General features: G+C 64.9%; 20 protein-coding genes and 1 pseudogene. 15 read left to right on the plus strand and 6 right to left on the minus strand.

Going from position 1 to position 25657, the window contains the following annotated elements; translation table 11 throughout:
• The first annotated feature begins 191 nt into the window (after positions 1-191).
• From ABC728_RS02770 to ABC728_RS02800, 7 genes are all read left to right on the plus strand, one after another.
• Positions 192-2828 carry a TonB-dependent receptor gene (locus ABC728_RS02770; protein ID WP_416619891.1) on the plus strand — a complete coding sequence of 879 codons (2637 nt, stop codon included), beginning with the start codon at positions 192-194 and terminating at the stop codon, positions 2826-2828.
• 94 nt (positions 2829-2922) lie between these two features.
• Complete coding sequence (locus ABC728_RS02775; RefSeq protein WP_416619892.1) at positions 2923-4455, plus strand: MFS transporter; 1533 nt, start codon at positions 2923-2925, stop codon at positions 4453-4455.
• A 36-nt stretch (positions 4456-4491) separates the two neighbouring features.
• Positions 4492-6123, plus strand: coding sequence for a carboxylesterase/lipase family protein (locus ABC728_RS02780; protein ID WP_416619893.1), 1632 nt, complete (start codon positions 4492-4494; stop codon positions 6121-6123).
• A gap of 32 nt (positions 6124-6155) precedes the next feature.
• Positions 6156-6899, plus strand: coding sequence for an electron transfer flavoprotein subunit beta/FixA family protein (locus ABC728_RS02785; protein WP_416619894.1), 744 nt, complete (start codon positions 6156-6158; stop codon positions 6897-6899).
• Between the two features lie 5 nt (positions 6900-6904).
• On the plus strand, positions 6905-7834 hold the full coding sequence (locus ABC728_RS02790) for an electron transfer flavoprotein subunit alpha/FixB family protein (protein WP_416619895.1): 930 nt from the start codon (positions 6905-6907) through the stop codon (positions 7832-7834).
• Between the two features lie 25 nt (positions 7835-7859).
• Positions 7860-9410: a spinster family MFS transporter gene (locus tag ABC728_RS02795; RefSeq protein WP_416619896.1), complete on the plus strand. Its 1551-nt coding sequence runs from the start codon at positions 7860-7862 to the stop codon at positions 9408-9410.
• A 10-nt stretch (positions 9411-9420) separates the two neighbouring features.
• A complete protein-coding gene (locus ABC728_RS02800) occupies positions 9421-10008 on the plus strand; it encodes an NADPH-dependent FMN reductase (protein ID WP_416619897.1) in 588 nt (195 codons plus the stop codon).
• 409 nt (positions 10009-10417) lie between these two features.
• On the opposite strand, the gene ABC728_RS02805 is transcribed toward ABC728_RS02800, so the two are convergent.
• Complete coding sequence (locus tag ABC728_RS02805) at positions 10418-10684, minus strand: hypothetical protein (protein ID WP_416619744.1); 267 nt, start codon at positions 10682-10684, stop codon at positions 10418-10420.
• Positions 10685-10702: 18 nt separating this feature from the next.
• Here ABC728_RS02805 and ABC728_RS02810 point away from each other — a divergent pair, with 18 nt between their 5' ends.
• The 4 genes from ABC728_RS02810 (at position 10703) to ABC728_RS02825 (ending at position 15038) form a co-directional block, all read left to right on the plus strand.
• Positions 10703-11092 carry a hypothetical protein gene (locus ABC728_RS02810; RefSeq protein WP_416619743.1) on the plus strand — a complete coding sequence of 130 codons (390 nt, stop codon included), beginning with the start codon at positions 10703-10705 and terminating at the stop codon, positions 11090-11092.
• Positions 11093-11217: 125 nt separating this feature from the next.
• Positions 11218-13416 (plus strand): TonB-dependent receptor, encoded by a 2199-nt coding sequence (locus tag ABC728_RS02815; protein ID WP_416619742.1) that lies wholly within the window; start codon positions 11218-11220, stop codon positions 13414-13416.
• A gap of 16 nt (positions 13417-13432) precedes the next feature.
• Positions 13433-14833 carry a PepSY-associated TM helix domain-containing protein gene (locus tag ABC728_RS02820; RefSeq protein ID WP_416619741.1) on the plus strand — a complete coding sequence of 467 codons (1401 nt, stop codon included), beginning with the start codon at positions 13433-13435 and terminating at the stop codon, positions 14831-14833.
• 61 nt (positions 14834-14894) lie between these two features.
• Entirely contained in the window at positions 14895-15038 is a 144-nt protein-coding gene (locus ABC728_RS02825) for a hypothetical protein (protein WP_416619740.1), read from the plus strand.
• Between the two features lie 19 nt (positions 15039-15057).
• On the opposite strand, the gene ABC728_RS02830 is transcribed toward ABC728_RS02825, so the two are convergent.
• The 4 genes from ABC728_RS02830 to ABC728_RS02845 all read right to left on the minus strand — a co-directional run bounded on the left by ABC728_RS02830 (position 15058) and on the right by ABC728_RS02845 (position 21815).
• A complete protein-coding gene (locus ABC728_RS02830; RefSeq protein WP_416619739.1) occupies positions 15058-15384 on the minus strand; it encodes a DUF2149 domain-containing protein in 327 nt (108 codons plus the stop codon).
• Positions 15384-15857 (minus strand): MotA/TolQ/ExbB proton channel family protein, encoded by a 474-nt coding sequence (locus ABC728_RS02835; RefSeq protein ID WP_416619738.1) that lies wholly within the window; start codon positions 15855-15857, stop codon positions 15384-15386. Before ABC728_RS02835 ends, ABC728_RS02830 begins: the two co-directional genes overlap by 1 nt.
• A gap of 13 nt (positions 15858-15870) precedes the next feature.
• On the minus strand, positions 15871-19707 hold the full coding sequence (gene cobN / locus ABC728_RS02840) for a cobaltochelatase subunit CobN (RefSeq protein ID WP_445376323.1): 3837 nt from the start codon (positions 19705-19707) through the stop codon (positions 15871-15873).
• Between the two features lie 152 nt (positions 19708-19859).
• Positions 19860-21815, minus strand: coding sequence for a TonB-dependent receptor domain-containing protein (locus tag ABC728_RS02845; RefSeq protein ID WP_416619736.1), 1956 nt, complete (start codon positions 21813-21815; stop codon positions 19860-19862).
• Positions 21816-22069: 254 nt separating this feature from the next.
• Here ABC728_RS02845 and ABC728_RS02850 point away from each other — a divergent pair, with 254 nt between their 5' ends.
• From ABC728_RS02850 to ABC728_RS02860, 3 genes are read left to right on the plus strand one after another with little or no spacing between them, the layout of a single operon-like run.
• On the plus strand, positions 22070-22735 hold the full coding sequence (locus tag ABC728_RS02850; protein ID WP_416619735.1) for an ABC transporter ATP-binding protein: 666 nt from the start codon (positions 22070-22072) through the stop codon (positions 22733-22735).
• Complete coding sequence (locus ABC728_RS02855) at positions 22732-24000, plus strand: FtsX-like permease family protein (RefSeq protein WP_416619734.1); 1269 nt, start codon at positions 22732-22734, stop codon at positions 23998-24000. Before ABC728_RS02850 ends, ABC728_RS02855 begins: the two co-directional genes overlap by 4 nt.
• Positions 24001-24005: 5 nt before the next feature.
• Positions 24006-24497, plus strand: coding sequence for a DUF3299 domain-containing protein (locus ABC728_RS02860; protein WP_416619733.1), 492 nt, complete (start codon positions 24006-24008; stop codon positions 24495-24497).
• A gap of 269 nt (positions 24498-24766) precedes the next feature.
• On the opposite strand, the gene ABC728_RS02865 is transcribed toward ABC728_RS02860, so the two are convergent.
• Positions 24767-25198, minus strand: coding sequence for a Gfo/Idh/MocA family protein (locus tag ABC728_RS02865; RefSeq protein WP_416619732.1), 432 nt, complete (start codon positions 25196-25198; stop codon positions 24767-24769).
• 52 nt (positions 25199-25250) lie between these two features.
• Between ABC728_RS02865 and ABC728_RS02870 the strand changes: the two are divergent.
• Positions 25251-25649 (plus strand): annotated as a pseudogene (locus ABC728_RS02870) (bifunctional 5-dehydro-2-deoxygluconokinase/5-dehydro-2-deoxyphosphogluconate aldolase); the annotation flags it as partial.
• Positions 25650-25657 lie beyond the last annotated feature (8 nt).

The following is a 25657-nucleotide window of genomic DNA, read 5'->3' on the forward strand; positions in this document are numbered from 1 at the left end:
GCAGGCTTGGGCGAGGGGTTTTTCGCGTTTCGGCATGCGCTTCGGATGGGCGCGTCAAAATAATTTGAAATTTGGGTATGTTAAAGTTGACTTCCTCACCAATGATGGCATGGTGATCTTAACCGCACTTGACCAACTTGTGCGGAATAAGGGAGGAAGAAACGATGATCCGCGGATGTTTGCGGTTTCTCATGGCATCGACATGTCTGGTCCATGCCGGGTCCGCCCTGGCGCAGGGCGCGCCGCTGGCCGGTACCGGTGACGATCTCTTGGCAGAAATCATTGTCACGGCGCAGCGCCGGTCAGAGGCGCTTCAGGATGTGCCCATCGCCGTTTCGGCTTTCTCCGAAGAAGCGTTGAAAGCCGCCCGTCTGGACAGTGCTGCCAACCTGGCGCTTCAGGTGCCGAACCTGAACTACAGCCAGCAGCTCTATGGCTCCAGCAATTTTCAAATCCGCGGTATCGGCTATACGCTGGTGACCACGGCCGGCGACCAGGGTGTGGGTGTGGCGGAGAATTATGCTCCCATCGACCGCGCCCGCATCACCGATGCCGAGTTCTATGATGTCGAACGGGTGGAGGTGCTGCGCGGTCCACAAGGCACGCTTTATGGACGCAATGCGACCGGTGGCGTCATCAACATCATCACCAATAAGCCGGAGCTTGGTACCAATGGCGGCAGCCTGACCGGTGAATATGGCAATTACGACATGGTGCGTCTGAAGGGCGCGCTGAACCTGTCACCGGACGAAAAGGTCGGCTTTCGCGTCGCCGGCTTCTATGTGGACCGTGACGGCACCATGGAAAATGTCCATACCGGCAACAAGATCGATGAGCGTTCCCTGTGGAGCACGCGCACCTCGCTACGGGTGGAGCCGACGGAGACGTTCCGCGTCACCGGCATCTGGGAGCATTTCTCCGAGAATGACAGCCGTTACGGTGTCCGGCAGGCCTGTATCAACGATCCGGGGCCGGCCTCCGTGGGTGGTGTTACCATCAACAGCCCCGTGGCCCGCGCTTTCCTGTCCGAAGGCTGCACCCAGGCCAGCATCTATGCCGCCGGTGCGCTGCGCGGCACCAACAATTCCGGCGCTACCCTGTCCGGTCAGTTGGCGACACTGACGGGCTATATCAGTGGGGACGTGAATGCCGGGGTCGTCCAGCCGGATGACCTGCGCAAGATGGCGATGAGCATCGATCCCACCAATGATGTGAACAGCGACAATTATCAGCTCTCCCTGGAATGGGATCTGAATGAGGAACTGTCGCTGTCCTCCATCACCAATCACAATCTCGACAAGACCATCCAGAGCAATGGCCTGCCGCAGGCGACGACGCCGTTCAATGTGCGGCCACTGACCCCTGGCAGCGTATTCGATGATCCGCAGATCGGCCCGTCGCAATTCCTGACGGCCAACAATTACAATGTCCTGCGCCAGAAGCAGTGGAGCCAGGAATTCCGGCTGCAATCGGACTATGGCGGCATGGTCGATTTCAATCTGGGCGCATTCTACTACAAGGCCAAGCGGCATAATGATATCTACTTCTTCGCCAATGGCCAGACGCTCTATGTGAAGACGGCGGTGCCGACGGCCTATGTCGATCCGGGCCGGACGCCCGACGAGACCGGCCACAATTACTATCTCAGCCATTCACGCTACCAACTGACCTCCAAGGCCGGGTTCGGTGAGCTGTATGTACGTCCGTCGGAAGAGTTCCAGATCACGCTGGGCACCCGCTACACCCATGACGTCAAGGAACAGCCACAGACGCCGCTGGCGCTGTTGACGTCGGGCCGGGGGCTGACCACCGGGGTGCTGCAGGAGGCGCGTTTCAAGGAATGGACGGGCCGGGCCATCGCCGAATGGAACCCGACGAAGGACAATATGCTCTATGCCAGCTATTCGCGCGGCTATAAGGGCGGTGGTTTCAATGCCCCCACCACCGGCGACCCCAATTCCGCCTTCGCACCGGAAACGGTGGATGCGTTCGAGGTGGGGTCGAAGAACACCTTCATGGGCCGGCGCCTGACGGTGAACTCGAACGGCTTCTATTACAAATATAACGACTACCAGTATTCGGTTTCCGAAGGCCTGACCACAGTCACCAAGAACATCAACACAACACTCTATGGGCTGGAGCTGGAATCGATCTTCTACCCGCTGCGTGAACTAGGGCTCTATTTTAATGCCGGCTATCTGAAGACCAAGGTCAATAGGGGCCCGAACAACCGGTCAGTCGATCCCTACAACATCACCGGTGGTGATCCGACGCTGGTCGCGCTGAAGAACACTTCGATTGCCTGCGTCGGTCCGGCGGCTGGTGTCGCCCGGTTGATTTCGGCGATCAATGCAGGTCTGGTGCCGGCATCCGCCCTGGTGGGTGCCTGCCCGACGGCGGCGGCCCCCAATGGCGCCTTCGCCACCAACTTCGGATTGCCGACCAGTTTCGGTGTGGTGTCGGACATTACCGGCAATTCGCTGCCGACCTCGCCGAAATGGACCATCTCCTTCGGCGCCCAGTATGATTTTGAGCTGATGCCCGACTGGACGCTGAGCCCGCGCGCTGATTTCCACTATCAGGGCTCGGTCTTCGGCGACATCTACAACAACCAGGATAATAAGGCGAAGGGCTGGAGCAACGTCAACGCGACGCTGACCCTGTCCAACCCGACGGCGCAGGTGACGATCCAGGCCTGGGCGAAGAACCTGTTCAACAAGGATGCGATCACCTCGGTGGGCGTCAACAGTGCCTCGCTGGGCCTGACGCGCCGGCTCTATCTGCTGGAGCCCCGGACCTTCGGCATCAGTGTGACCAAGGAGTTCTGATCGTCGGCCGGCGGGGGCCACTCCCGCCGGCGCGTTGCGACCGGGCCTGTCCCTTGGCGGGCAGGCCCCGTCCATCAATCGGAAGAATGTTGCCATGGCTTTGCAGATGGATGATAGCGCGGTCCCCCAGGCCCGACCGATGACGGTGAAGGGGGCGATGGCACCGGCACTGACGGCGCGGACACGCCTTGCCTATGCCGCAGGCGCCGTCGCCAGCGGCGTCAAGAACGTCTCCTTTTCCGCCTATCTCATGTTCTTCTACAATCAAGTGCTGGGGATTCCGGCGGGCATCGTCTCGGCGGCGCTGGCGGCGACTCTGCTGATGGATGCGCTGATCGACCCGTTCCTGGGCCGGCTGTCCGATGTGACGCGCAGCCGCTGGGGCCGGCGCCATCCCTTCATCTATGCGGCCCTGATCCCCACGCCCATCTTCTTCCTGATGGTCTGGACGCCGCCGGCTGACCTAACGGGTGGCCAGGCGGGGCTGTGGGTCTTCCTCACCGCCATGGTCACGCGCGTGTCCATCAGCGCGTTTGAGATCTGCACCCAGGCGATGACGGCGGAACTGACCGATGATTACCGGGAGCGTACACGGCTGTTCTCGCTGCGCTATTGGTTCCTTTATATCGGTCAATATGGGTTCAGTGCCGCCGCGCTGCTGGTCTTCTTCACACCGACGCCGGAATTTCCGCGCGGGCAATTGAACCCCGACAGCTATAGCGGCTTCGCTATTCTGGGGTCGGTAATGATCTTCATGGCGATCCTGGTCTGCGGGCTGGGCACCCATGATCGCATCCCGTTCCTGCGTCAGGCGGACAAGGCGGATGGCGCCGGCGGAATGGGACGCCATTTCAAGGAGATGGCGAGCGCGTTTCGCAACCGCGCCTTTCTCTCCATCCTGGGTTTCGGCATCTTCAAATTCACGGCCATCGGGCTTTACGCGGCCAGCGCGCTCTATTTCAACACCTACCTGTTCGGGCTGGATGCCTCGCAGATCGCGGTGCTCACCATCGACAGCGTGGTGGCCGCCACCATAGCAGCACCACTGGCACCGGTGATGTCGCAATGGCTGGGCAAGCGGACCAGTTCGCTGCTCTTCGCCATTCTCGGTGTCGCCATCGGCCTGTCACCGCTGCTGCTGGCCTATCTCGGCCTGTTCTATGCGCCCGGCGATCCGCTGCTGCTGCCGACCCTGTTTGTCATCGGGGCCATCTATGGGGCAATGGTGGCGATCTCGCTGATCAACACCTCTTCCATGCTGGCCGATGTGGTGGAGGACAGTGCGGTCGCCACCGGTCGGCACGACGCCGGCACCTTCTTTGCAGCTGCCAGCTTCATGCAGCAATGTTCCACGGCGCTGGGCCTGGTGGTCAGTGGCCTGATCCTGACCTGGTCAGACTTTCCCGCCAAGGTCGACCCCGCGCAGGTGACGCCCGCGATGATCGACGGTCTGGCGGTCCATTACATGGTCTCGTCCTTCGGACTGTGGCTTATCGGCAGCGCCTTCCTGGCCTTTTACCCGATCACGCGGGAGCGTCATGAACGCAACGTGGAAATCCTGAAGGCCCGCACGGCACAGGCGCGGGCCCAGGAAGCCGACAATTTCTCCGGTGGTCCCATCCGCTGAGCGGATGACGGAAACCGTGCCTTCAAGGAGAGCGATATGAGCGGTGAAAACCGGGTGACGCGCCGGCACGCCCTTGGTGTGGGCGCTGCGGGGGTTGGGTTGGTGCTGGCCGGGCGTGCAGGGGCGCTGCCGCCGATGTTTCCCGTCGTGGAAACAGCGCAGGGCAAGCTTCGTGGCCTGCTGTCGGGCGGGGTGGCCGTGTTCAAGGGCATCCGTTATGCGGCCTCTACGCAAAGCCGCAACCGGTTCATGCCGCCGGCCCCGCCGCCGACCTGGACCGGGATCCAGGATGCGCTCGCCTATGGCGATGTCTGTCCGCAGGTGCCAGCCGACCGCCGGCATGATTATGCCGACCTGATCTCCATGGATCTGCAGCCCAGCGGTCCCAGTGAGGATTGCCTGCGCGTCAATGTCTGGACACCGTCGATAGACGCACAGGCGAAGAAGCCGGTGATCGTGGTGCTGCATGGCGGCGGCTTCTATGCCGGATCTGGCAATTCCACCGGCATGGATGGGGAGATGATGGCCCGTTTCGCCGGCACGGTGGTGGTTTCCGTCACCCACCGGCTGGGCGCTTTCGGCTATCTCCATTTGTCCGGTACTGCCGGTGGCGGGGGCGATTTCGCGGATTCCGGTGCTGCCGGCATGCTGGATATCGTCGCCGCCTTGCGCTGGGTGCGGGAGAATATCGCCCAGTTCGGCGGCGACCCGGCCCGCGTCCTGGTGTTCGGGCAGTCCGGCGGCGGGGCCAAGACCAGCATGCTGCTGGGCATGCCTGCCGCCAAGGGGCTGTTCCACCGCGCCGGGGTGATGAGCGGGTCGATGATGCGTGCCGTGGAGCGCGAGGCTGCCGACAAGGCAACGATGCGTTTGCTGAAGGCGCTGGATATTGCACCGTGCGACCTTCGCCGTCTTCAGGACCTGCCCTTCACCGCTCTTCTTCAGGCCCAGGCCCTGGTGGAAGCCGAAGATCGGGCACGGGGAGAGGCACCGATGGCACTCGCCCCGGTGGTGGGCGGGGAGGCGATCCCTGCCCACCCGTTCGACCCGACCGCGCCGGCCATCTCGCATGATGTGCCGATGATCATTTCTACCGTGCTGGATGAACGGACCTTCCGCATGGTGGAGTTCGGTCTGACCGATGCCGAGCTTCTGGCTTTCGCCCGCAAGCGCGTGGGCGAAAAGGCGGATGACATTCTGGCGCTTTACCGGGAGGAAACGCCCGGCGCGTCGTCCTTCATCCTGAAGGCGCGGCTGGAGACCGATCTCAGTTTCCGCCGTTTCGCCTTTCAGCAGGCCGAGCGCAAGGCGGCGGCCGGCGGCGCGCCGGTCTGGACCTATCTATGGAACTGGGCCAGCCCGGCCACCGATGGGCGCTATGGCGCCGTTCACGGTGTCGATGTGGCGCCCAGCCTTCACAATGTGCGCGGTGCCCTGACCGGGACCGACCGGGCCAGCCGCCAGATGGCAGACCGGTTGGCGTCGGCCTGGGCCAGTTTCGCCGCAAATGGCGATCCCAACAATGAACGCCTGCCACAATGGGGTGCCTATGGGCCCGACCGTCGCCTGACGCTTGTTCTGGACAATGAGACGGAGGTGGTCGCCGATCCCCGCGCCCGCGTGCGGGAATTGCTGAAGGACGTGCCGTCCGGCGGCGTCTTCGGTTGATGACCGTGTCTTCGAGGAAGCGAACGAACGACATGAAGATCCTGGTGCCCGTGAAGCGGGTGATTGATTTCAATGTGAAGCCCCGGATCAAGCCGGACGGGACGGGCGTCGATCTGACGAACGCCAAGATGAGCATGAACCCGTTTGATGAGATCGCGGTGGAGGAGGCCGTCCGGCTAAAGGAAAAGGGCATCGCCACCGAGATCATCGTGGTGTCGGTCGGTCCCGCCAAGGCGCAGGAGACATTGCGCACGGCCCTGGCCATGGGTGCGGATCGCGCCATCCTGGTCCAGACTGACGAGGAGGTGGAACCCCTGAGCGTTGCCCGGCTTCTGGTAAAGCTGCAGGCCGAAGAGGGGGCGGATCTGATCATCCTGGGCAAACAGGCCATCGATGATGATTGCAACCAGACCGGTCAGATGCTGGCCGCCATGCTGGACCTGCCTCAGGCAACCTTCGCCAGCAGGGTTGCGGTGGCGAATGGAACGGTGACCGTGACGCGTGAGGTCGATGGCGGGCTGGAGACGGTGGCCCTGTCCCTGCCTGCCATCATCACCACCGACCTGCGCCTGAACGAGCCGCGCTATGCTGCGCTGCCCAGTATCATGAAGGCGAAATCGAAGCCGCTGGCCATACGCACATCCGCCGAACTCGGTGTCACCCTCCAGCAGCGGCTTCAACTGCTGAAGGTGGCGGAGCCGGCCCGGCGGGCGGCAGGGATGAAGGTTGCCGATGTTGATGAACTGGTGACGAAGCTGAAGGCGCTGGGGGTTTGACGATCATGAAGGTGCTTGTCTGGGTTGAGCATGAAGACGGGGCCATCAAGGATGCCACCCTGTCCGCCGTCACCGCCGCCGCACAGCTGGGTGGGGTTGATCTGCTGGTTGCCGGTCATGGCGTGGGTGAGGTCGCACTCGCGGCGGCCCGCATTGCCGGGGTGGGCAGGGTCCTGGTCGCCGACGATCCCGCGTTTGCCCATGGGCTGGCAGAAAATCTGGCGCCGCTGGTGGTCGCGTTGATGCAGGATCACGATGCCTTTGTGGCACCGGCCACCAGCCACGGCAAGAACATCGCACCACGGGTCGCGGCCCTGCTGGACGTCATGCAGGTCAGCGACATCCTGTCGGTGGAGGCACCCGACATCTTCACCCGGCCGATCTATGCCGGCAATGTCATCGCCACCGTTCGCGCGCTGGATGCGAAGAAGGTGATTACCGTGCGCGGTACCGCCTTCGCCAAGGCCCCGCGCGAAGGCGGGGCGGGGATCGTGGAGCCTGTCCAGGCCACGGGTGATCGGGGTCAGTCGCGCTTTGTCGGGGCGGAGATCGCCAAACTGGAACGGCCGGAACTGACCAGTGCCCGGATCATTGTTTCCGGCGGTCGCGCCCTGAAGGATGCGCCGACCTTTGCCGATCATATCATGCCGCTGGCCGATCGGCTGGGGGCGGCGGTAGGTGCCTCGCGTGCTGCGGTCGATGCCGGCTATGTGCCCAATGATTATCAGGTCGGGCAGACGGGTAAGATCGTGGCGCCGGACATCTACCTTGCCATCGGCATTTCCGGTGCCATCCAGCATCTGGCCGGCATGAAGGACAGCAAGACCATCATCGCCATCAACAAGGATGGGGATGCGCCGATCTTCCAGATTGCCGATATCGGCCTGGTTGGCGATCTGTTCAAGATCGTCCCCGAACTGACCGCGAAGCTCTAATCCTTCCGCCGCCCTGGAGAAGCCGATGACGGCGAAAACCGACGATACACGGGTCGATCTCTATGCCTATTACGCGCTGGCGATCCTGTTCCTGGTCTATGTGCTGAATTTCATCGACCGGCAGATCCTGGCGATCCTGGCTGATGACATAAAACGCGACCTGAACCTGACCGATGGCGATATCGGCTTTCTCTATGGCACGGCGTTCGGCGTGTTCTATGCGCTGTTCGGCATCCCCTTGGGCCGGCTGGCCGACAGTTGGCGCCGGGTCCGGCTGATGTCGCTGGGCCTGGCGCTCTGGTCGGCAATGACGGCCCTGTCGGGCTTCGCGCGGTCAGGATTGTCGCTGACCACGGCGCGCATCGGCGTGGGGATCGGGGAGGCGACGGCCAGCCCCGCCGCCTATTCCCTGATATCCGACTGGTTTCCCCGCCGCCTGCGGGCGACCGCACTGGCCATCTATTCGTCGGGTATCTATATCGGCGGTGGTCTGTCGCTGTTCATCGGCGGGCTGATCGTGGAGAAATGGAACGCGGCATATCCGGCCGGCAGCGGGCCGTTGGGGCTGGCGGGCTGGCAGGCGGCGTTCCTGGCTGTGGGCGTGCCGGGCCTGTTGCTGGCCATTCTGGTCGCCACGATGCGCGAGCCGTTGCGGGGCCAGTCGGAAGGCGTGACAGTGGCGCAGACCCCACCATCCGCCGATGGCTTCATGCAGGAACTGGTCAATACCATTCCCCCCTTCACCGTGATCGGGGCGGCACGGCGGGGGTGGCGGGCGTTGCTGGGCAATCTGGCCGCACTGCTGATCATCGCGTTTCTCGTGGCATTGCTGACCATCGGCTTGCAGGAGCCGCCGGCGCAATGGGCGTCGGTCGGCATCGGCCTCTATGCGGTCTATTCCTGGGCCAGTGCCCTGCGCGACCGCGATCCGACCACCTTCGCGCTTACCTTTGGCAACCGAGCCTTTGTCTGTGTGGTGGTTGCTTATGGGCTGAACGCCTTCATCAGCTATGCCGTTTCCGGCTTCGCCCCCAGCTATGCCCGCCGCACCTTCGGCCTGTCCGCCGACGAGGTTGGATTGCTGGTCGGGCTGCCGGCGGCGGTCGCCGGCTTTGTCGGGGTGACGCTGGGCGGCCGGGTGGCCGACTGGCTGCGCCAGCGCCATGCCGCTGGACGCATCATCGTCCTGCTGTTCGGTTCGATCGTACCGCCGATCTTCATCGTATCCGCCTTCACTACCGGCAGTCCGGCGGTGTTTTTCGTCATGAATGTGCTGATCGTCATGACTGCCAGCAGTGCCCTGGGCGCCGCAGCGGCAACGACCCAAGATCTGGTGCTGCCGCGCATGCGGGGTGGGGCGACGGCGATCTTCTTCGTCGGTACGACCTTGCTGGGTCTGGCCATGGGGCCCTATCTGGCCGGTCGCATCTCGCACCTGACGGGCGATCTTGCCGTGGGTCTGATGTCCCTGCTGGCATCGGTGCCGATCGCCTGCCTGGCAGGCTTCTTCGCGTGGCGCCTGGTGCCGGCGGCGGAAGCCCGCAAGAACGTGATCCTGGTCGATGAGAGTAAGTGAATTGTCAGCGATGAATGATCAGTCAGCGTCCCTGAAACGGCCGTTGATCGTGGGCATCGGCGGCACCACGCGCGCCGGCTCCTCCTGTGAAAGGCTGGTGGCGGCGGTTCTTGCCGCCGCTGCCGAACTGGGCGCGGACACAAGATTGTTCGACGGGGCCGCCTTAGCCGCCCTGCCGCACTACGCCCCCGACCATCCCGGCCGCACCCCGGGGCAACTCGCCCTGGTGGACGCCGTCCGGCAGGCGGATGGTATGGTGATCGGATCGCCCAGCTATCATGGCGGGGTGTCCGGCCTAGTGAAGAACGCCGTCGATCTGCTGGATGATCTGCGCATGGATGCCCGCACCTATCTGGACGGGCGGGCAGTGGGGCTGGTCGTGGTGGCGGCCGGCTGGCAGGCGGGTGGCGTGACCCTGACCGGCCTGCGCGGCACCATTCATGCCTTGCGGGGATGGCCGACGCCCTTGGGCATCTCGGTCAACAATATGGCGCAGAAGCCGTTTGATGCGGACGGAATGCTGGTGGATGCCGATATTCTGACGCAGGTAAAGGCGCAGGCGGTCCAGTTGATGCGGTTCGCCCGACCGGCGGCCTGAAATCACCGTCTATTTTGCTGCATGAAAGCGGGGGCCGTTTCCGGATGGGGCATCTGATACTATTTTGCGGTGACCAGAACCTATTGGTTCTGGTCACCGCCCTCAATTGCCGGCGCCAACATTCGTTGGCGCGGGCGACGCCGCACGAGCGGTGCTGTGGCAGTCGCCGCCGGACCAACTTGCGATGCGTTCTACTCATCGCAAGTTGGTATGAGCCTGCATCAGCCTGTACCGCGCGATATCTCCACCCTGTGGCTTTCGATCATCTCGACCAATTGTCCGACCCGCTCGACGCGCGGTGTGCCGCCCTCTCCCAAAATCCCCAGATCCTCGCCGCCAATACCAAATTCAACCGGTGGCCCGCCGAATGATCCAATCCGAATCCGTATGATACCCTGCGCAGGGCACTTCAGTTCGTCGGTGCCGACAAGCTTTGGCCTTCCACCAAATGCGGCATGGCGCCCTTGTCCCGCCGCATGGCGAGAGGCAAGCTGAATGCCTTGGGTGCGGGTGCGGAAATTGTTCGTCGGGAGTTCTCGGCCTGACGGCCGATCACAGGTCCCGGCAAGATCAGCATCTTGCCGGCGGTCTTGCTTTTGCAGCTATTGCCGGCCTCCGGTGATTCATGCTGGCGCGGCTTGAGGCCGCAGGCGTCATGCTTGACCCGTTTGCGCATTGCGCCCACAACAAACCCATGACGAAGCAGGCCCGCATAGACACCCATCTGGTACGGCAAATCGCCGTATGGGTATTGCTATGCGCTCTGCTGCTGCGCGGCATGATCCCCGGCGGCTACATGCCCAATCTTGATCCAGCGGACGGGCGCGGATTTTTGGTCATCTGCTCGGGCAATGGCGGCAACCTGACACTGCCCGACGATACGCAGGCGCCGGCCGACACGCGGCAGGACGGGCTCTGCGCCTTCGCCATTGCTGGCGGCTTGGTGCCGCTTTTGGCCCTGGTGCTGGTTCTGCTGTGGCTGGCGCCGCGTGCCGTGCGCCATCGGACCATCGCCGTCGGCCCCCGTGTCCGCTCTCTGCTTTGCGCACCGCCCGGAGCCCGGGCGCCGCCATTCTTCGCCTGACAGACCTTCGCTTCCTTCCATAAACGGGACCATCTCCGGTCCCGCCGTCGCGCATCGGGCTGCGTCCCGTGGTGACGGCGATCGTCCGCGCCTTTGATCGGCCTGCGGATGCACAGGATCATGTCATGCTGAAGAAATTGCTTGTCGCGGGTGCCTCCACCCTGGCCCTAACCGGCGCCGCTCTGGCCGTGACCGATGCGGAGGAGTCCGCTGTGGTCGTCATCGGTGAGCGCGAGGTGGCCAGGCTGGACCTGCCCACCGCGACCGCCAGCCGCCTGGGCCTGACCCTGCGCGAGACGCCGGCAACAGTAGAGGTATTGACCCAGGAGGATCTGCAGGTCCGCGGCCTGCGCACCTCGCGTGAGGCCTTTGCCGATGTCGTGGGCGCCATTGCCGGCAATGTGCCGGGCAATCCCGCCGTCGTCTCCATGCGCGGCTTTTCCGGCAATACCGTCTCCATCCTTCAGGACGGGGTGCGGGTTTCCAGTTCCACCATGGTCACGCGCGACAGCAATAGCTGGCATTTCGACCGGATTGAGGTGATCAAGGGGCCGGCCTCCGTGCTGGTCGGCGAGGGCGCCTTGGCCGGTGTCATCAACAAGGTGACGCGCAAGCCCAGCCTGGATGGAAACCATGTCGACGCCATGGCCGCTTATGGCAGCTTCGATACGCTGACCCTGGCCGGTGGCGTCAATGTCAAGTTGTCGGATGATGTGGCTGTGCGCGCTGATGCCAGCCGGATGACATCGGACAGCCTCTATGACGTGAAGGACAACCGCACCCGTTCCAGCGGCCTGACCGGCAGCCTGCTCTACCGGCCGGCGGAGAACCTGTCGGTGCTGCTGGCCGTCGATCATTACAATGACAAGTACGAAAGCTCATATCAGGGGGTGCCGCTGGTCTCCGCCGCCGTGGCCCGCGATCCCAGCAAGGCCCTGCGCGCCGCCAACGGCCTGGTGATCGACAAGGCGCTGCGCCGGGAGAATTACAATCCCGAGGGTTCCTATTCCGGGGCGGACGAGACGACCTTGCGCTCGCGCGTGGATTACGGCTTTGCCGATGGCTGGACCCTGTCCAATGACCTGATGTGGTACAAAGCGACCCGCGATTTCGTGCTGAGCGGGGATCAGAATTTCACGGCCCCGACCGCCACCTTCCCCAATGGCAGCTTCGCCCGCTCGCTCCAGGCCATCTATCACGATCATGAATTCTGGAACGAGCGGCTGGCCCTGTCCAATCAGGGGGAGATCGCGGGCCTGCGCAACCGTTTCACCATCGGCGGTGAATATAACGACACGGATTTCATCAATCCGCGCAAGCAGAGCCTGGTGGGCGGCCTCTCCGCCGTCGATCTCTACAATCCGATTGTGGGTGCCGTGCCGGCGGGTGACGGCGTCTATGCCAGCCAGAATGTCGTGTTCGACAGCGGCCTGACCACCAAGGCGATCTTCGCGGAGAACGCCCTGAACCTGACGCCGCAATGGCTGCTGCTGGCCGGCGCGCGGTACGAGAAGATCGCGCTGGCCCGCGGCATCACCAACCTGAATGCCGGCAACGCCATCACCGGTGCCGATGCCGATTACGATCCCTTCTCCTGGCGCATGGGCACCACCTATGACGTGACGCCGGGCATCACGCTCTATGGCCAGTACACCACGGCGGCACAGCCGGTGGGCAGCATGCTGACCCTGTCGCTGGCCAATGCCGCCTTCAAGCTGACCAAGGGCACATCGGTGGAGGCGGGGTTCAAGGCCGACGCGCTGGCAGGCCGGGCCAGCCTGACCGGATCGGCCTATCGCATCAGCCAGAAGAACATCGTCACCCGCGATCCCGCCAACCCGTCGCTCGCCGTGCAGGGGGGCGAACTGGCGGCCAAGGGCGTGGAAATGACGGCCAGTGCCGCCGTCACTGACCAACTGCGTCTGTCGGCCGGTGTCTCCTACACCGATGCGGAATATGAGGAACTGAATGAGCTGGTCGGCGGCCGGCCGGTCAGCCGGGCGGGTAACCGACCCTCCAACATTCCCAGCACGACCTTCAATGCATCGGCACTCTATAGCCTAGAAGGGCTGCCGGTCAGTTTCGGCGCCTTCGTCCGCCATGCCAGCGGCTTCTACACCGACACGGCAAACAGCATCTTCGTGCGCGGCCATTGGCTGCTGGATGCATCCGTCACCTATCGCCTGACCGAGGAGGTCAGCCTGTCGGTGCGCGGGCGCAACCTGACCGACGCCTTCTATGGTGAATATTCGGGCTATGCCAGCACCAATGTCTATATCGGCGCGCCGCGTGGGGTGGATGTCACCCTGACGGCCAGGTTCTGAGCGCGGGGAGGGCGTCATGGCCAAGGTGGATAACAGACCCTATGGTCCGCTCTACCGCGCCGTCTGGCGCTGGCATTTCTATGCCGGGCTGGTCACGGCGCCTTTCCTGCTGATCCTGGCGATCACCGGGGCGATCTATCTGTTCAATGAAGAGATCAATGATCTCTCCTATCCCCATCTGCGCTTCGTCGAGGCGGCGGGGATGCCGATGCCGCTCAGCCATATGATGGCGGCCGCGGAGGCGCATCTGCCGGGGGCGGTGACGACGCGCATCGACACGCCGGATGCCGCCGACCGCTCGGTGCAGTTCTTCATGGCCCTGCCGGAGGGTGACAGTCGGCGGGTGTTCGTCGACCCATACCAGGCGATGGTTCTGGGCGACCTGGATTATCGCCGCACCCTGATCGGCATCGCCGATCAGGTGCATGGATCGCTGATGCTGGGGGAGACGGGCGACGCCATCGTGGAACTCATGGCCTGCTGGGGCGTCGTGCTGACCGTCACCGGGCTTTATCTCTGGTGGCCGGCAGACCGGTTCCGGCTGCGCGGCCTGCTGGTCCCGCGCCTGACGGCGGGGGGACGCGCCCTGTTGCGCGATCTGCACGGGGTGGTGGGCTTCTGGTCGGCGCTGCTGATCCTGTTCCTGATCCTGACGGGCCTGCCCTGGGCCACGCAATGGGGCAACCTGCTGGTGGGCGTGATGGATGCCACCGGCATCGGCTATCCCGCCAGCCATCGCGGCTATAACGCGCCCACCAGCACGCCCACGGCCAAACAGGCGGTGGGCGACGTGCCCTGGACGCTGGAACCGACACCCATGCCGGCGTCCCAGGCCCCATCGGGTGGCCATTCCCATCATCAGGCAACGGGTCCGGCGACGGGACCGATGGATGGTTCCATCGGCATCGACCGGGCGGCGGCGATCCTGGCGGAAAACGGCATGGAATGGCCCTATCGCCTGTCGCTGCCGCGCGGGGAGACAGGCGTCTATCTGGCCTTCACCTATCCCGGCCAGCCGCAGGGGCAGCGCAGCCTGTATATCGACCAATACAGTGGCGCACTGCTGCGCGAGGTCTCCTATGCCGATTACGGCTGGGGTGCGCAGGCGGTGGAACTGGGCGTGCAACTGCACATGGGCAATTATTTCGGGCTGACCAACCAGATCCTGATGCTGATCCCCTGCATCGGTATTGTGGTCCTGTCCATCACCGGCCCCTGGATGTGGTGGAAGCGCCGGCCCCAGGGGAAGCTGGGCGTGCCCAAGGTGCCAGGGCCGGCCAAGCTGCGCAATCTGGTGCTGATCACGCTGGGCCTCTGCGCCCTGTTTCCGTTGGCTGGCGCTTCGCCGCTGGCCGTGCTGGTCGGCGACAGGGTGTGGACCGGTTTGACCCAGCGCAAAGCCAACCAAATCGGCTGATCTCCCGTCGGGGGGGGCAGCCTGATGGTCGCTCAAGTCCCCTGATCATCGGAAAATCACCATGGGCCTGTCACTACCGGATGGCCATGTCGGAGAAGGCAGCGCGCAGGCGATGATCGAGGGCGGGGCCATCGCGCGGGCCTTCGACACGGTGGACGTCACCTTCTCCACCGCCAGCCGCCGGTTCAAGCTGGTGGCGGGATAGGGGAAGGGGCGGGCGGCGATCAAGGTGCCGATCCCGCCTCCCCCTCTGGCACATAGATCATGCGCCCGTCGGGCAGGCGATAGGTGATGCCGGCCTTCACGCCCTTGCCCTCGCCAATCTGGCCGGTGCTGTCATAGCGGGTCAGCTCCTGGCCGTCCTTGATTGTGATGCGCATCTCCGGCGTGCCGGGATTCTCCACCACCGTCACCTTGTCCTGGCTGAACGGGTTCAGCGGGTTGCGGACGATCATGATCATCAGGACGGCGATGACCACCAGGAACAGGTCGATCAGGTTGACCACCGACAGCAGCGGATCATCCGCCTCATCCCCTTCCAGAAAGCGCATCACTTGCCTCCCGCCCGTTCGATGCGGCGCAGTTCCTCCAGCAGCCAGCGACGGCGGATGGTCAGGATGAAGAAGCAGATGCTGGCCGCCACCAGCGACAGGATGACGGCGGCGAAGGCCACGGCCAGGTTCTCGCCCATGGTTGCCCCCTCATTCCGGGTCAGGGCCAGCAGGGCAGGGCCCATGGGGATCATGGTCGCCACCAGCCCCAGCATGGGCGCGGTGCGTGACACGATGCGCACCCATTCCAGCCGTTTCAGGATCCACAGTTCCAGATCATCGGTGGCGGCACCGGTGGCGGCATGGAAGGCGGCCAGGGCGGAGCGGTGGCGGCTGCGCCGGCGCTGCCACGCCTCCATCGCAAAACCACCCAGCGCCAGGAAGGCATAGGCAAGTGCCGCCAGGATCAGCAGTATCACCGGAATCATGAACAGGCCAGCCAGATCGTAAAGGCTGGCTTCAAGGGCGTTCATCCGTCATCTCTCCTTAAATGGTTGCGTCATTCAGGCGGCGCTGGTGCAGCGCACCCGCCGTGATCAGGGCCATCAGCAGGCCCAGCCCGGCCCAGCGGTGCCAGGGCGGCGGCTCGCCGCCCTGTTCATCGGGCTGCACCTGCCGCATCACCTGTCCCTGCACGGATGCGGCATCGGCACTGGCGGCAGTCGCCCCCGCCACGCCGGCATCCAGCCCGAAGCCGGCGGCCATGGTCTCGATGAAGTTGCTTGTCTGTACCGCTGTCGCCTGGGTGCCGGTCTGGTCGGCCAGTTCCTGCCAGCGCTGCGCCAGTTCGGCGCGGGTCTGGGCAGACGCATCCCAATATCCTTTACGGATGGCCTCCACCATCCGTTCGACAAGCTGCATCTGCGCCGTCGGGTTGCTGGCCTCGAACCATTCATTCAGGCCCAGTTCGCGCCGGTCCATGACATAGGTGTCGTGCATGGCCTGCCACTGGTCGGCGCGCACGGTGCCGGGATCGGTCACCTGCCAGCCGAACAGGTTGTTGACGACATTCAGCATCTCCAGCGTGCCGGCATAGCCTTCGGCCTGCATCGCCTTGATCCAGTGCGGGTTCTGGTAGCGGGTGCGCAGCTCGTCCGCCAGGAAGCTGGCGGCGCCGGTGATGCGGGCCTGCGGGTTGCGCAGGTCGGCGACATAGAGCGACGGGCTGGCACCATCCAGATGGCGCACGGCCAGCGACAGGCCGCCCAGATATTCGAACGGGTGGTCGGTGGACAGGATGCCATGCAGCTTGGATGAGCGCGACAGCACCGCCGCCTCCACGCCTGACAATTGCCGGGCGAACAGGTTGGTTCCGTCCAGCTTCACGCCCCATTGCTGGGCGCCATAGCCATATTGCAGGCGGGAAAGGAAGCTCTCGGCCAGCTTGCCCTCATCCTCCCATTGCGTGCTGTCCAGCACGGCGCCGGGCAGGCCGGAGCCGTAATCGCCGGGTTCGTTGCTGAACAGGCGCAGAGTGGCGGCCTGTCGGGCGGCGGCTGGTTCCATCCCGGATTTCACCAGGTCGGCGGCCAGAAGCCGGCTGTTGGCGGCAATATTGTTGCCGGGCTCGTCCAGCATGGCCAGCCGGTCGATGGCATCGGCCAGCAGGCGCATGAACCCGTCGAACTGGTCGCGATAGACGCTGGTGATCTGCAGCACGGCATCGATGCGGGGCCTTCCAAGTTCGATCACCGGAATGATCTCGATACTTGTCACCCGTCCGCCCTGGTCCCAGACCGGGCGCAGGCCCATGGCCCACAGGATCTGGCTTTCCACCACGCCCAGATGCCGCATAGCCTCCGACGACCAGAGGGTGAAGGCCAGCTTGATGGGCATCTTTCCCTCATGCTCTCCCTGATAGGCTGTGATCAGGTCGGCCAGCGCCTTTTCGCCGGCCTCATAGGCGCTGCGGGTGGGCAGCTTGTTGGGTTCGAACGCATAGAGGTTGCGGCCGCTGGGCACATCGGGATTGCGGATCGGGTCACCGCCCGGCCCCGGATGCACTATGCGGCCGGAAAGCCCTGCCAGCAGAGCCTCCAACTCGCCGGTTTCGGCAAGATGGCGGTCCAGTTCGACGGCGCGTTCCACCTGTGCGCGCAGGCCCGCATCCACAATCCCGTCCACAGGGGCGCTCTCGCGCAGATGGCGTTGGAGCAATCGATAGGGTTCGGCTTGCTGCAACTGGCTGAAGTCGCCGGCGAACAGCTCATCCGGCTCACTGCCTGCCAGACGGTAGAAGTCCCCGCCCAATTGCTGCATCACCGTGGAGAGGCGGTGTTCCGGCGTTGCCGGCTGGCCGAACACATGCAGGCCCAGCGGCAGCGCATCCTGTGCCAGCACATGCAGATGGTCATGCAGCACGCCCATGAAGCCGGGGAAATCGGCCGCGATGCGAGCGGCGTCCCAGCCCAGATCCTTGTCCATGTTCGCTGCCCTCACCGCAGCGCGGATACGGGCGGCGGTGGCGTCGCGGGCGGCCCCTTCCTCCAACTGCTGGTATTCATGCACCAGCGTGTGCAGGTCGCGCAGTTCGTCGTAAAGCCCGGCCGGGGCGAAGGGCGGGGTCTGGTGGCTGATGGTGACGGCGCGGCCACGGCGGCGGGCCTGCATCGCCTCCCCGACATTATCCTGGATATAGGGGTAGAAGACCGGCAGGTCGCCCACCGTCAGGAACGGATAGTCGCTGACTGACAGGCCCCGGTCCTTGCCCGGTGTCCATTCCTGGGTGCCGTGCGTGCCGAAATGGATCAGCGCATCGGCTCCCGATCCGCGCAGCCAGAGATAGGCCGCCAGATAGAAATGGTCGGGCGGCACCTTGGTATCGTGATAGGAGGCGCCGGGCCTGCCGGCACGCGGCGGCTGCGGCAGCAGGGTCAGATTGCCCAGGCGGGTGACGGGGATGATGAAAGCGGGTTCGCCCTTCACCTGTCGCAGCGCCCAATGTCTGGCCGGATCGCCCCAGGCGGCATTCACCTCCGCCTGCCGTGCCGCCGGCAAGGTGGCGAACCAGGCCTTGTAGGCCGACAGGGGCACGGCGACCGCGAACCCCTTGTCCATCAGCCCTTCCAGTTCTGCCTCGGGCCGGTACAGCCCGCCCAGCATGGATTGCGCCCTGGCGGTGATTTCCGCCTCGCTGTGCGGTTCCACCGCATAGCCGGCTGCCTTCAATGCCTTGGTCAGATGTTCCAGGCTGCGCGGGATGTTCAGGTTGGAGGCGCTGATATTCTTTTCCCCCTCCGGGTGGTTCCAGAACATCAGGGCCAGATGCTTGTCTGCCGCCGGCTTGCGGCGCAGGGTCGCCAGCCGCTTCAGCTTGGCGATCAGCGCGTCGGCCTGGGCTGCCATCAGCACCGGTTCGCCATCGGCAAGGGCGCCGATCACCATCGGGTCGGCCATGCCCCAGGCTTCCGGCACGGTCAGCAGGGCCGCCATGGTGCCGGCCTGGATGCCGCTTGTGGATTGGAGGAAGGACGCCTCGTCCCCTTCCTGCCAGGTGAAGGCGGGGAGGGCGGGCACGTCGAGCGCCAGCAGTTCCGCGACACGCGCCGGGCCATTCTGCATATGGGTCAGGTTGACCATCGCGTCGATGCCGGCGGGTGCCAGCAGGCTGGTCATGCCGTCATCCTTGCCCGCCTCGAACCAGAAGGGCAGGGGGGCGAGGCCGGCCTGCTCCATCCGTTCCACCAGCGCGTCGATCATGCGGGTCTGCATGCCCGACAGCATGCTGGTATTGATGGCGATGGCGACGCGCGGGGCATCCTTGGCCCAGCGCTCCCGGCCCCAGGCCAGATAGGCCGGTGCATCGGTGAAGGGACCGGGGGCGGCCGGATGATAAAGTCCCGCCTTGGGCAGCAGTTCCGGGGCCGGCAGCGGCCCGGGATCGCGACCCCCTGCCTGTGCCGCCACAATGGTGAACAAGGCCCGGAAATTGGCCGGGCCGCCATTGGCGTAATAGGCAATCAAGGTTTTCGCCTGATCCGGCGGCATGCCGCCGGCGCCGGGCGGTCCGCCGCCGATGCGCAGCCAGGGGATGGAAGAAGCCTCCAGCACCCCGCCCAGCCGTTCCCGAACCTTGGCCATGTCGTTGCCGCGCGGGGCATCAATGATGACCAGATCGGCCCCGGCCAGCCAGTCGGCGGGCGTGCCGGAAGTCTTCTCCACCCAAAGCCCCTGTACATCCACGCCTTGGGCCGCACCGATCTCCGCCAGCCGCTTGATCTTGCCGGGTAGCACGAAGTCGCTGGTGATGATGCGGACGGTTGGCCGGTCGGCCGCCAAGGCGGCCGGGATGGTAAGTATGAGGGCTAGAAGTGTCAGGAACAGCCGCAATACCCAGCTGCTTCCCGCAGCTGGGTTGGCGCGTTGAGCGCCCGCGCGCCCATGCGCGCGTAGCCAAGCCGCCGGATGGCGGCGCCCGGCGCCTGAGGGGCTGGGTTGATCGGTTCCGATCAACCCAGCTTCATATGGAACGCGCATCAGAAGCTCACCGACAGACCGAGATTATAGCTGCGGCCCGGCTCCGAATAGGAATATAGCGCCGACTGGGCGGCCAGTTCCTCGTCGCCGATATTCTCCACATTGGCGCGCAGCGTCACGGCGTCGGTCAGGCGCCAGGACACGTCCAGCGACCAGAGCGTATAGTCGGGCAATTGGTTGGCGATGGCACCGCTATAGACCACCTGTTTGCCGACATACTGGCCGCGTACCCGTGCGGTCAGCGGGGCGATGGGCGTCCATTCGGCGGCGACATTGCCGGCATGGCGCGGCCGCTCGGCCAGCGACAGGCCGGTGACGCGGTTCTCCGTCGCCATCCAGGTATAGTTGGCCGACAGGGTCAGGCTGTCGATGGGCGTGACCTCGCCACCCATCTCCGCGCCACGGATGCGGGCGCGGTCGATATTCTGGTAGGTGCGCCGCTCCCGCCCGCGCTGGCCGCAAAACGCGGTGCACAGGGTCTGGATCAGGTCCTTCAGGTCGTTCTGGAACAGGGTGCCGCGCAGCGCCCAGCCGCCGGGCCGGTATTCGGCACCGACCTCGTAGCTGGTGTTGATCTCCGGGTCCAGATCGGGATTGCCGACAATGGCGAACTGTCCGCCGCCGCCGACGGCGGAATAGCCCGGCGACAATTCCTTCAGGCTGGGGGCCTTGAACCCGCGCCCGCCGCCGCCCTTCACGGTCAGCGCATCGGTGACGGCATAGGTCAGGTAGGCGCGGGGGCTGTGTTGCCAGCCATATTCCGCATGATGGTCGGCGCGGTTGCCCAGCACCAGCGACATGCCTTCGGTCAGCGTGATCTCATCCTGGATGAACAGGGCGGCATGGTCGGTATCGGCCTCTCCCGCCGCATTGACCGTGCTGTCGCGCAATTCTTCCCGCCGCCATTCGCCGCCGGCGGTCAGCAGATGGTTGCCCAACAACGGCACGCTCACATGGCCATCGACGATATCATCGGTCAGGCGGCTGGGCTGCGTGGCGGCCCCCCGGCTGCGGCTGTTCACCCGGTCCAGCTGCGACCGGTAGGCCTGGATTTCCGTATGGCCCCAATCCCAATTGCCCTTGTGGCTGACCGACATCTGCTCCCGGTCGATGTCGTCGATGGATTCATAGAAATAGGGGCTGGCGCCGGCCTGCTGGGCATTGCGCCAGCGTTCCTCGTCACCCCGGCCATAGGTCAGGTCGATGCGCTGGGCCGCATCGGGCGTCCAGGTCAGGGCGGCACTGCCCGACAAGCTGTCACGGCCTTCCAGGGCGGTGAGGCGTGGCTCGTTGGCGTCGGGTGTGTTCTGGCGGCGGTGCAGGCGGCCGGACAGGCTGATCCCCAGAATATCCTGGACCAGCGGGCCGGCCAGCCAGGCGCCGGCCTGATGGGTGGCCCCGCCCTTGCCATCCTCACGCAAGCCCCCATCCAGCTTGGCAATGCCCTGCCACTTGTCGGTGGGGCTGCGGGTGATGACATTGATCACGCCGCCCAGAGCTTCCGAGCCATAGAGAGAGGAAAGAGGGCCGCGGATCAGCTCGATCCGCTCCACCGCCTCCATCGGCACCCAGTTCAGGTCGAAATCGGTATGGGCCATGGCGGCGGAGGCGACATTGACCCGGCGGCCATCCACCAGGGTCAGCGTATGTTCCTCCGACAAGCCGCGCAGCGCGATGCCGCGCCGGGACAGACCCACGCCCGTCAAGGTGACGCCCGGCGTGCCGCGCACAGCATCGGCCAGGTCCTGGACGGGGCGTCTGGCCAACTCATCCTTGGTGATGACGCTGGCCGTGGCCGGGCTGGTGACGGTGGTGTGCGGCGTAGCCGTGGCTGTCACCACGATTTCCGGGGCCAGAGAGGGATCGGCCGCTTCCGCCAGACAGGTGGTGGACGTCAGCAAGGCGGCGAGCGGGGCGCCGATGCAGGCGGCGGTTTTCAATCGATGCGGGCTCATAGAGTAGTCGTTTCCAATGGGATATCCGAAGTGCCGCGAGAAAATATGTTACGTTATAACATTTCACAATAACGTGAGTTCGACCTTGAGACGGGCAGATGATGCCATGGAAAAGCACGGTATTGTCCGAACCGGCCTGAATCCGGGTGTTTCAGGTTCCCGTTGATTACACGGATTTAATCGGCATGCGCATGGTGCAGCTCCGATATGTGATGTTATATCGTTATAATCGAAGCGCCCCGCCAGGACCTCTCATGCCTGATCATGATCTCGCCGAGCTGACTGATGTCGTCCACCATGCCGGCTCACGCCGTATCCTGGAGGTTTCAAAGCTGACCCTTGCGCGGGGGCGGCATGGGCTGCTGCTGGGGCCGAGCGGCAGCGGCAAGACCACCTTGTTGCATGCCCTGGCGGGCCTGCTGGTACCCGACCAGGGAAGCCTGCTGCTGCTGGGAAACGATCTGCGCTCCATCGGTGATGTTGGGCGCGATCGGCTGCGGGCTGACCATGTGGGCATCGTCTTCCAGCAATTGCACCTGATTGCCGCCGTCAGTGTCGCCGACAATCTGCGTCTGGCGCGGAGGCTGGCCGGCAAGGGGCCGGATGAGCAGGCGATCATGGATCTGCTGGCCCGGGTCGGGCTGGCCGACCGCGCAGGCACCCTGCCGGCCGACCTGTCGCAGGGGGAGCGGCAACGTGTGGCCGTGGCCCGTGCCCTGGTCAACCAGCCCTCCCTGCTGCTGGCCGACGAGCCGACCAGCGCGCTGGATGATGCGAATTGCGATGCGGTCATCGACCTGCTGCTGGAACAGGCGGATTTGAGCGGCGTCACCCTGCTGGTGGCAACCCACGACCGGCGATTGACGGCACGGCTGCCCGTGCTGCTGGAACTGGCCAGGCCGGTGGAGCGCGCGGCATGAACATGCTGGGACTGAGCCTCGCCTATCTGCGCCGCCGGCCGCTGACCACGGGGCTGAACCTGCTGCTGCTGGCGCTGGGCGTGGCTGTCATCGCCTTCCTGCTGCTGCTGGAGCGGGGGCTGGAGAACCGTCTGGTGCGCGATGTGACCGGCATCGACATGGTGGTGGGGGCCAAGGGCAGCCCCCTGCAACTGGTGCTTTCGGCCGTGCTGCAGGTGGATGTGCCCACGGGCAATGTCCCGCTGGCCGCCGTTGCGGACCTGCGCCGCAATCCGTTGGTCCGGCAGGCCGTGCCCGTCGCCATGGGCGACCGTTTCGGCAGCTTCCGCATCCTGGGCACGGAGCCCGCCTATATCGACCATTATGGTGGCCGCCTGGCGGCGGGCCGGCTGTTCGAGGGACCGATGGAGGCGGTGCTGGGGGCCGAGGTTGCGGCAACCTCCGGCCTGGGCCTGGATGCAACGCTGGTCGGCAGTCACGGGCTGACGGCGGGGGGAGAGGCGCATGCCGACATGCCCTATCGGGTCGTCGGCGTGCTCGCCCGCACCGGCACGGTGCTGGACCGGCTGGTCCTGACCCCGGTGGCCAGCGTCTGGGCCGTGCATGACCATCATCACCATCATCATGACGAACCTGACGAGGCCGGGGAGGATCATGACCATGGTCACGAGGCCGACCCCGATCACGACCACGAATCCACCACCGAAGGCACCGACCATGACCGTGAGGTGACGGCCATCCTGGTCCGCTATGCCACCCCGCTGGCCGCCGCCCGGTTGCCGCGCGAGATCAACAGCCAGACCGGCATGCAGGCCGCCAGCCCGGCGGCAGAGATGCTGCGCCTGCGCGCCCTGATGGGGATCGGCTTGGATGCCATGCGGCTGCTGGGCCTGGTGCTGGTGCTGGCGGCCGGTCTCTCCACCTTCGTGGCCCTGGCCAATGCCCTGCAGGAGCGCCAATACGATCTGGCGGTGATGCGGGCCCTGGGTGCCGGCCGCGCGCGGATCACGGGGCAGATATTGACCGAGGCGCTGCTGGTGGCGCTGGGGGGCGCCCTGCTGGGCATCGTCCTGGCCCATGCCGGCGTGGCGGCCCTGTCTGCCTTTTCCGTCCGTGCCCGCGATCTCGGCCTGTCGGCGGGGCAGTTCGTGCCGGGAGAGGCCTGGCTGCTGGCACTGGCGTTGTTGGTGGCGCTGTTGGCGGCCGCATTGCCGTCCATCCAGGCCTACCGCACCGATGTCAGTCGGCTGCTGGCGAAGGGATAGGCATCATGAGGATGATGAAGCTTGCGATGCTTCTGGCTGTGCTGGTCAGTGCCCTGCCGGCCCTGGCCTTCCAGCAGGTGCAAGGTCCGGCGCCGGCGGCGCCGCATGACCCGCGGGCCGTGCCGCGTGCCACCCTGGGCTGGGACAGGCTGGCCGACACGCAGGAGACGCAGAAGCGGATCCAGGAGGTGGATCGCCTTGTCGCCATCTTCGGGCCGGGGGTGCAGGCGCTGGATGGTCAGCCCTTCACGGTGGCCGGGTTCTTCCTGCCCCTGGACACGGGCGAGACCAGCCGCAGCTTCCTGCTCTCCTCCCTGGCCCCGACCTGTCCCTTCTGCCCGCCGCCGGGCCCGGCCGACCTGATCCAGGTCAGTGCGGCGGAACCGGTGACGGCGACGCTGGACCAGATTCGGCTGCAAGGCACGCTGCGCCTGTCGGCGGAGGATGTGAACGGCATCTATTTCCATCTGGAGAACGCCCATGTCCTATCCAAGTAGGGTTTTTCTGGCGAGGTTGCTTTCGTCTCGGCGCAGGAAAGCTGCGGCAAGCTCTATGAGATCCAGGATTGCGGAAACGCCGAATATGAGGCCGCTCTGGCCCGCCAGAGAAAGGCGGAGATGATGGCCGTTTATCCCCGATGTGCTTCTGGACCAGTTGCTGGCCGGCGGCGATGCGAAGGCGGTGTTTGACCAGAACGGCCTGCTTGATCCGTTGAAGAAGGCGCTGGCGGAGCGGGCCTTTTCATGGTGCGGGGAAAGGTCAGCCGTTACAGTGTCACCACCTGTCCCGACGTCGTCCTCATAGGTGATGGCGGGGGTTGCCTTGCTCGACAGGATGTCGGCGAAATGGTCCATTTCCAGGCGGTAGGCGGCGTAGCGGCCCAGGAAGGGGCGGCGGCGGCCCCTTCGGCACCCCAGACGGGCACGGTGCTTTCCAGCAAATTGTCGGCCTTCACCTTGCCTCTTGACCCGAACGCCTCGATCCGCTGGTCATAGCCGTAACCGCGGCGCCGGCGGTTCGACAGGGTGCAGAGGTGGCCGGAACCGGTGGGCAGCACCAGCTTGGCCGTGTCCATATCGCCCAGCCGCCCGATCTCCGGATCGACCAGACAGGACGCCAAGGCGAAGATTTCCGTCACCTTCTCCCCCAGAAGCCAGGGGGCCAAGTCCAGATCATGGATGGTGAAATCCTTGAACATGGACCCTCCCCTGGACGGTCGACAGCCGTCCTTGTTCCGGGAAAGGCTTATCGTGGATCTGGAACTGGTGGCCCGCGCGCGGTCCGTGCTGATCAATGGCACCCATCTGTCACAGCCGGGCGTGCGGGCCGCCGGCGGGCGTGTCGTGTTCGATATCGATTACCGGCCGGTCCTCTGGGGCCTGACCGGTCGTGATGCGGGTGACAACCGGTTCGTCGCCGATCAATCCGTGACCGACAGCTTGCAGGAGGTGCTGCCGCTCTGTGATCTGATCATCGGCACGGAGGAGGAGGTGCATATCCTGGGCGGCAGCACCGATACCATCGCCTGCCTGCGCGCCATCCGGGAACAGACGAGCGCCCTGCTGGTCACCAAGCGCGGTCCCATGGGCTGCGTGGCGTTCCCCGGCGTCATTCCCGACAGCCTGCCCGACAGCCTGGATGACGGCGGCGGCGATAA

It is taken from the genome of Niveispirillum fermenti, from assembly GCF_052474395.1.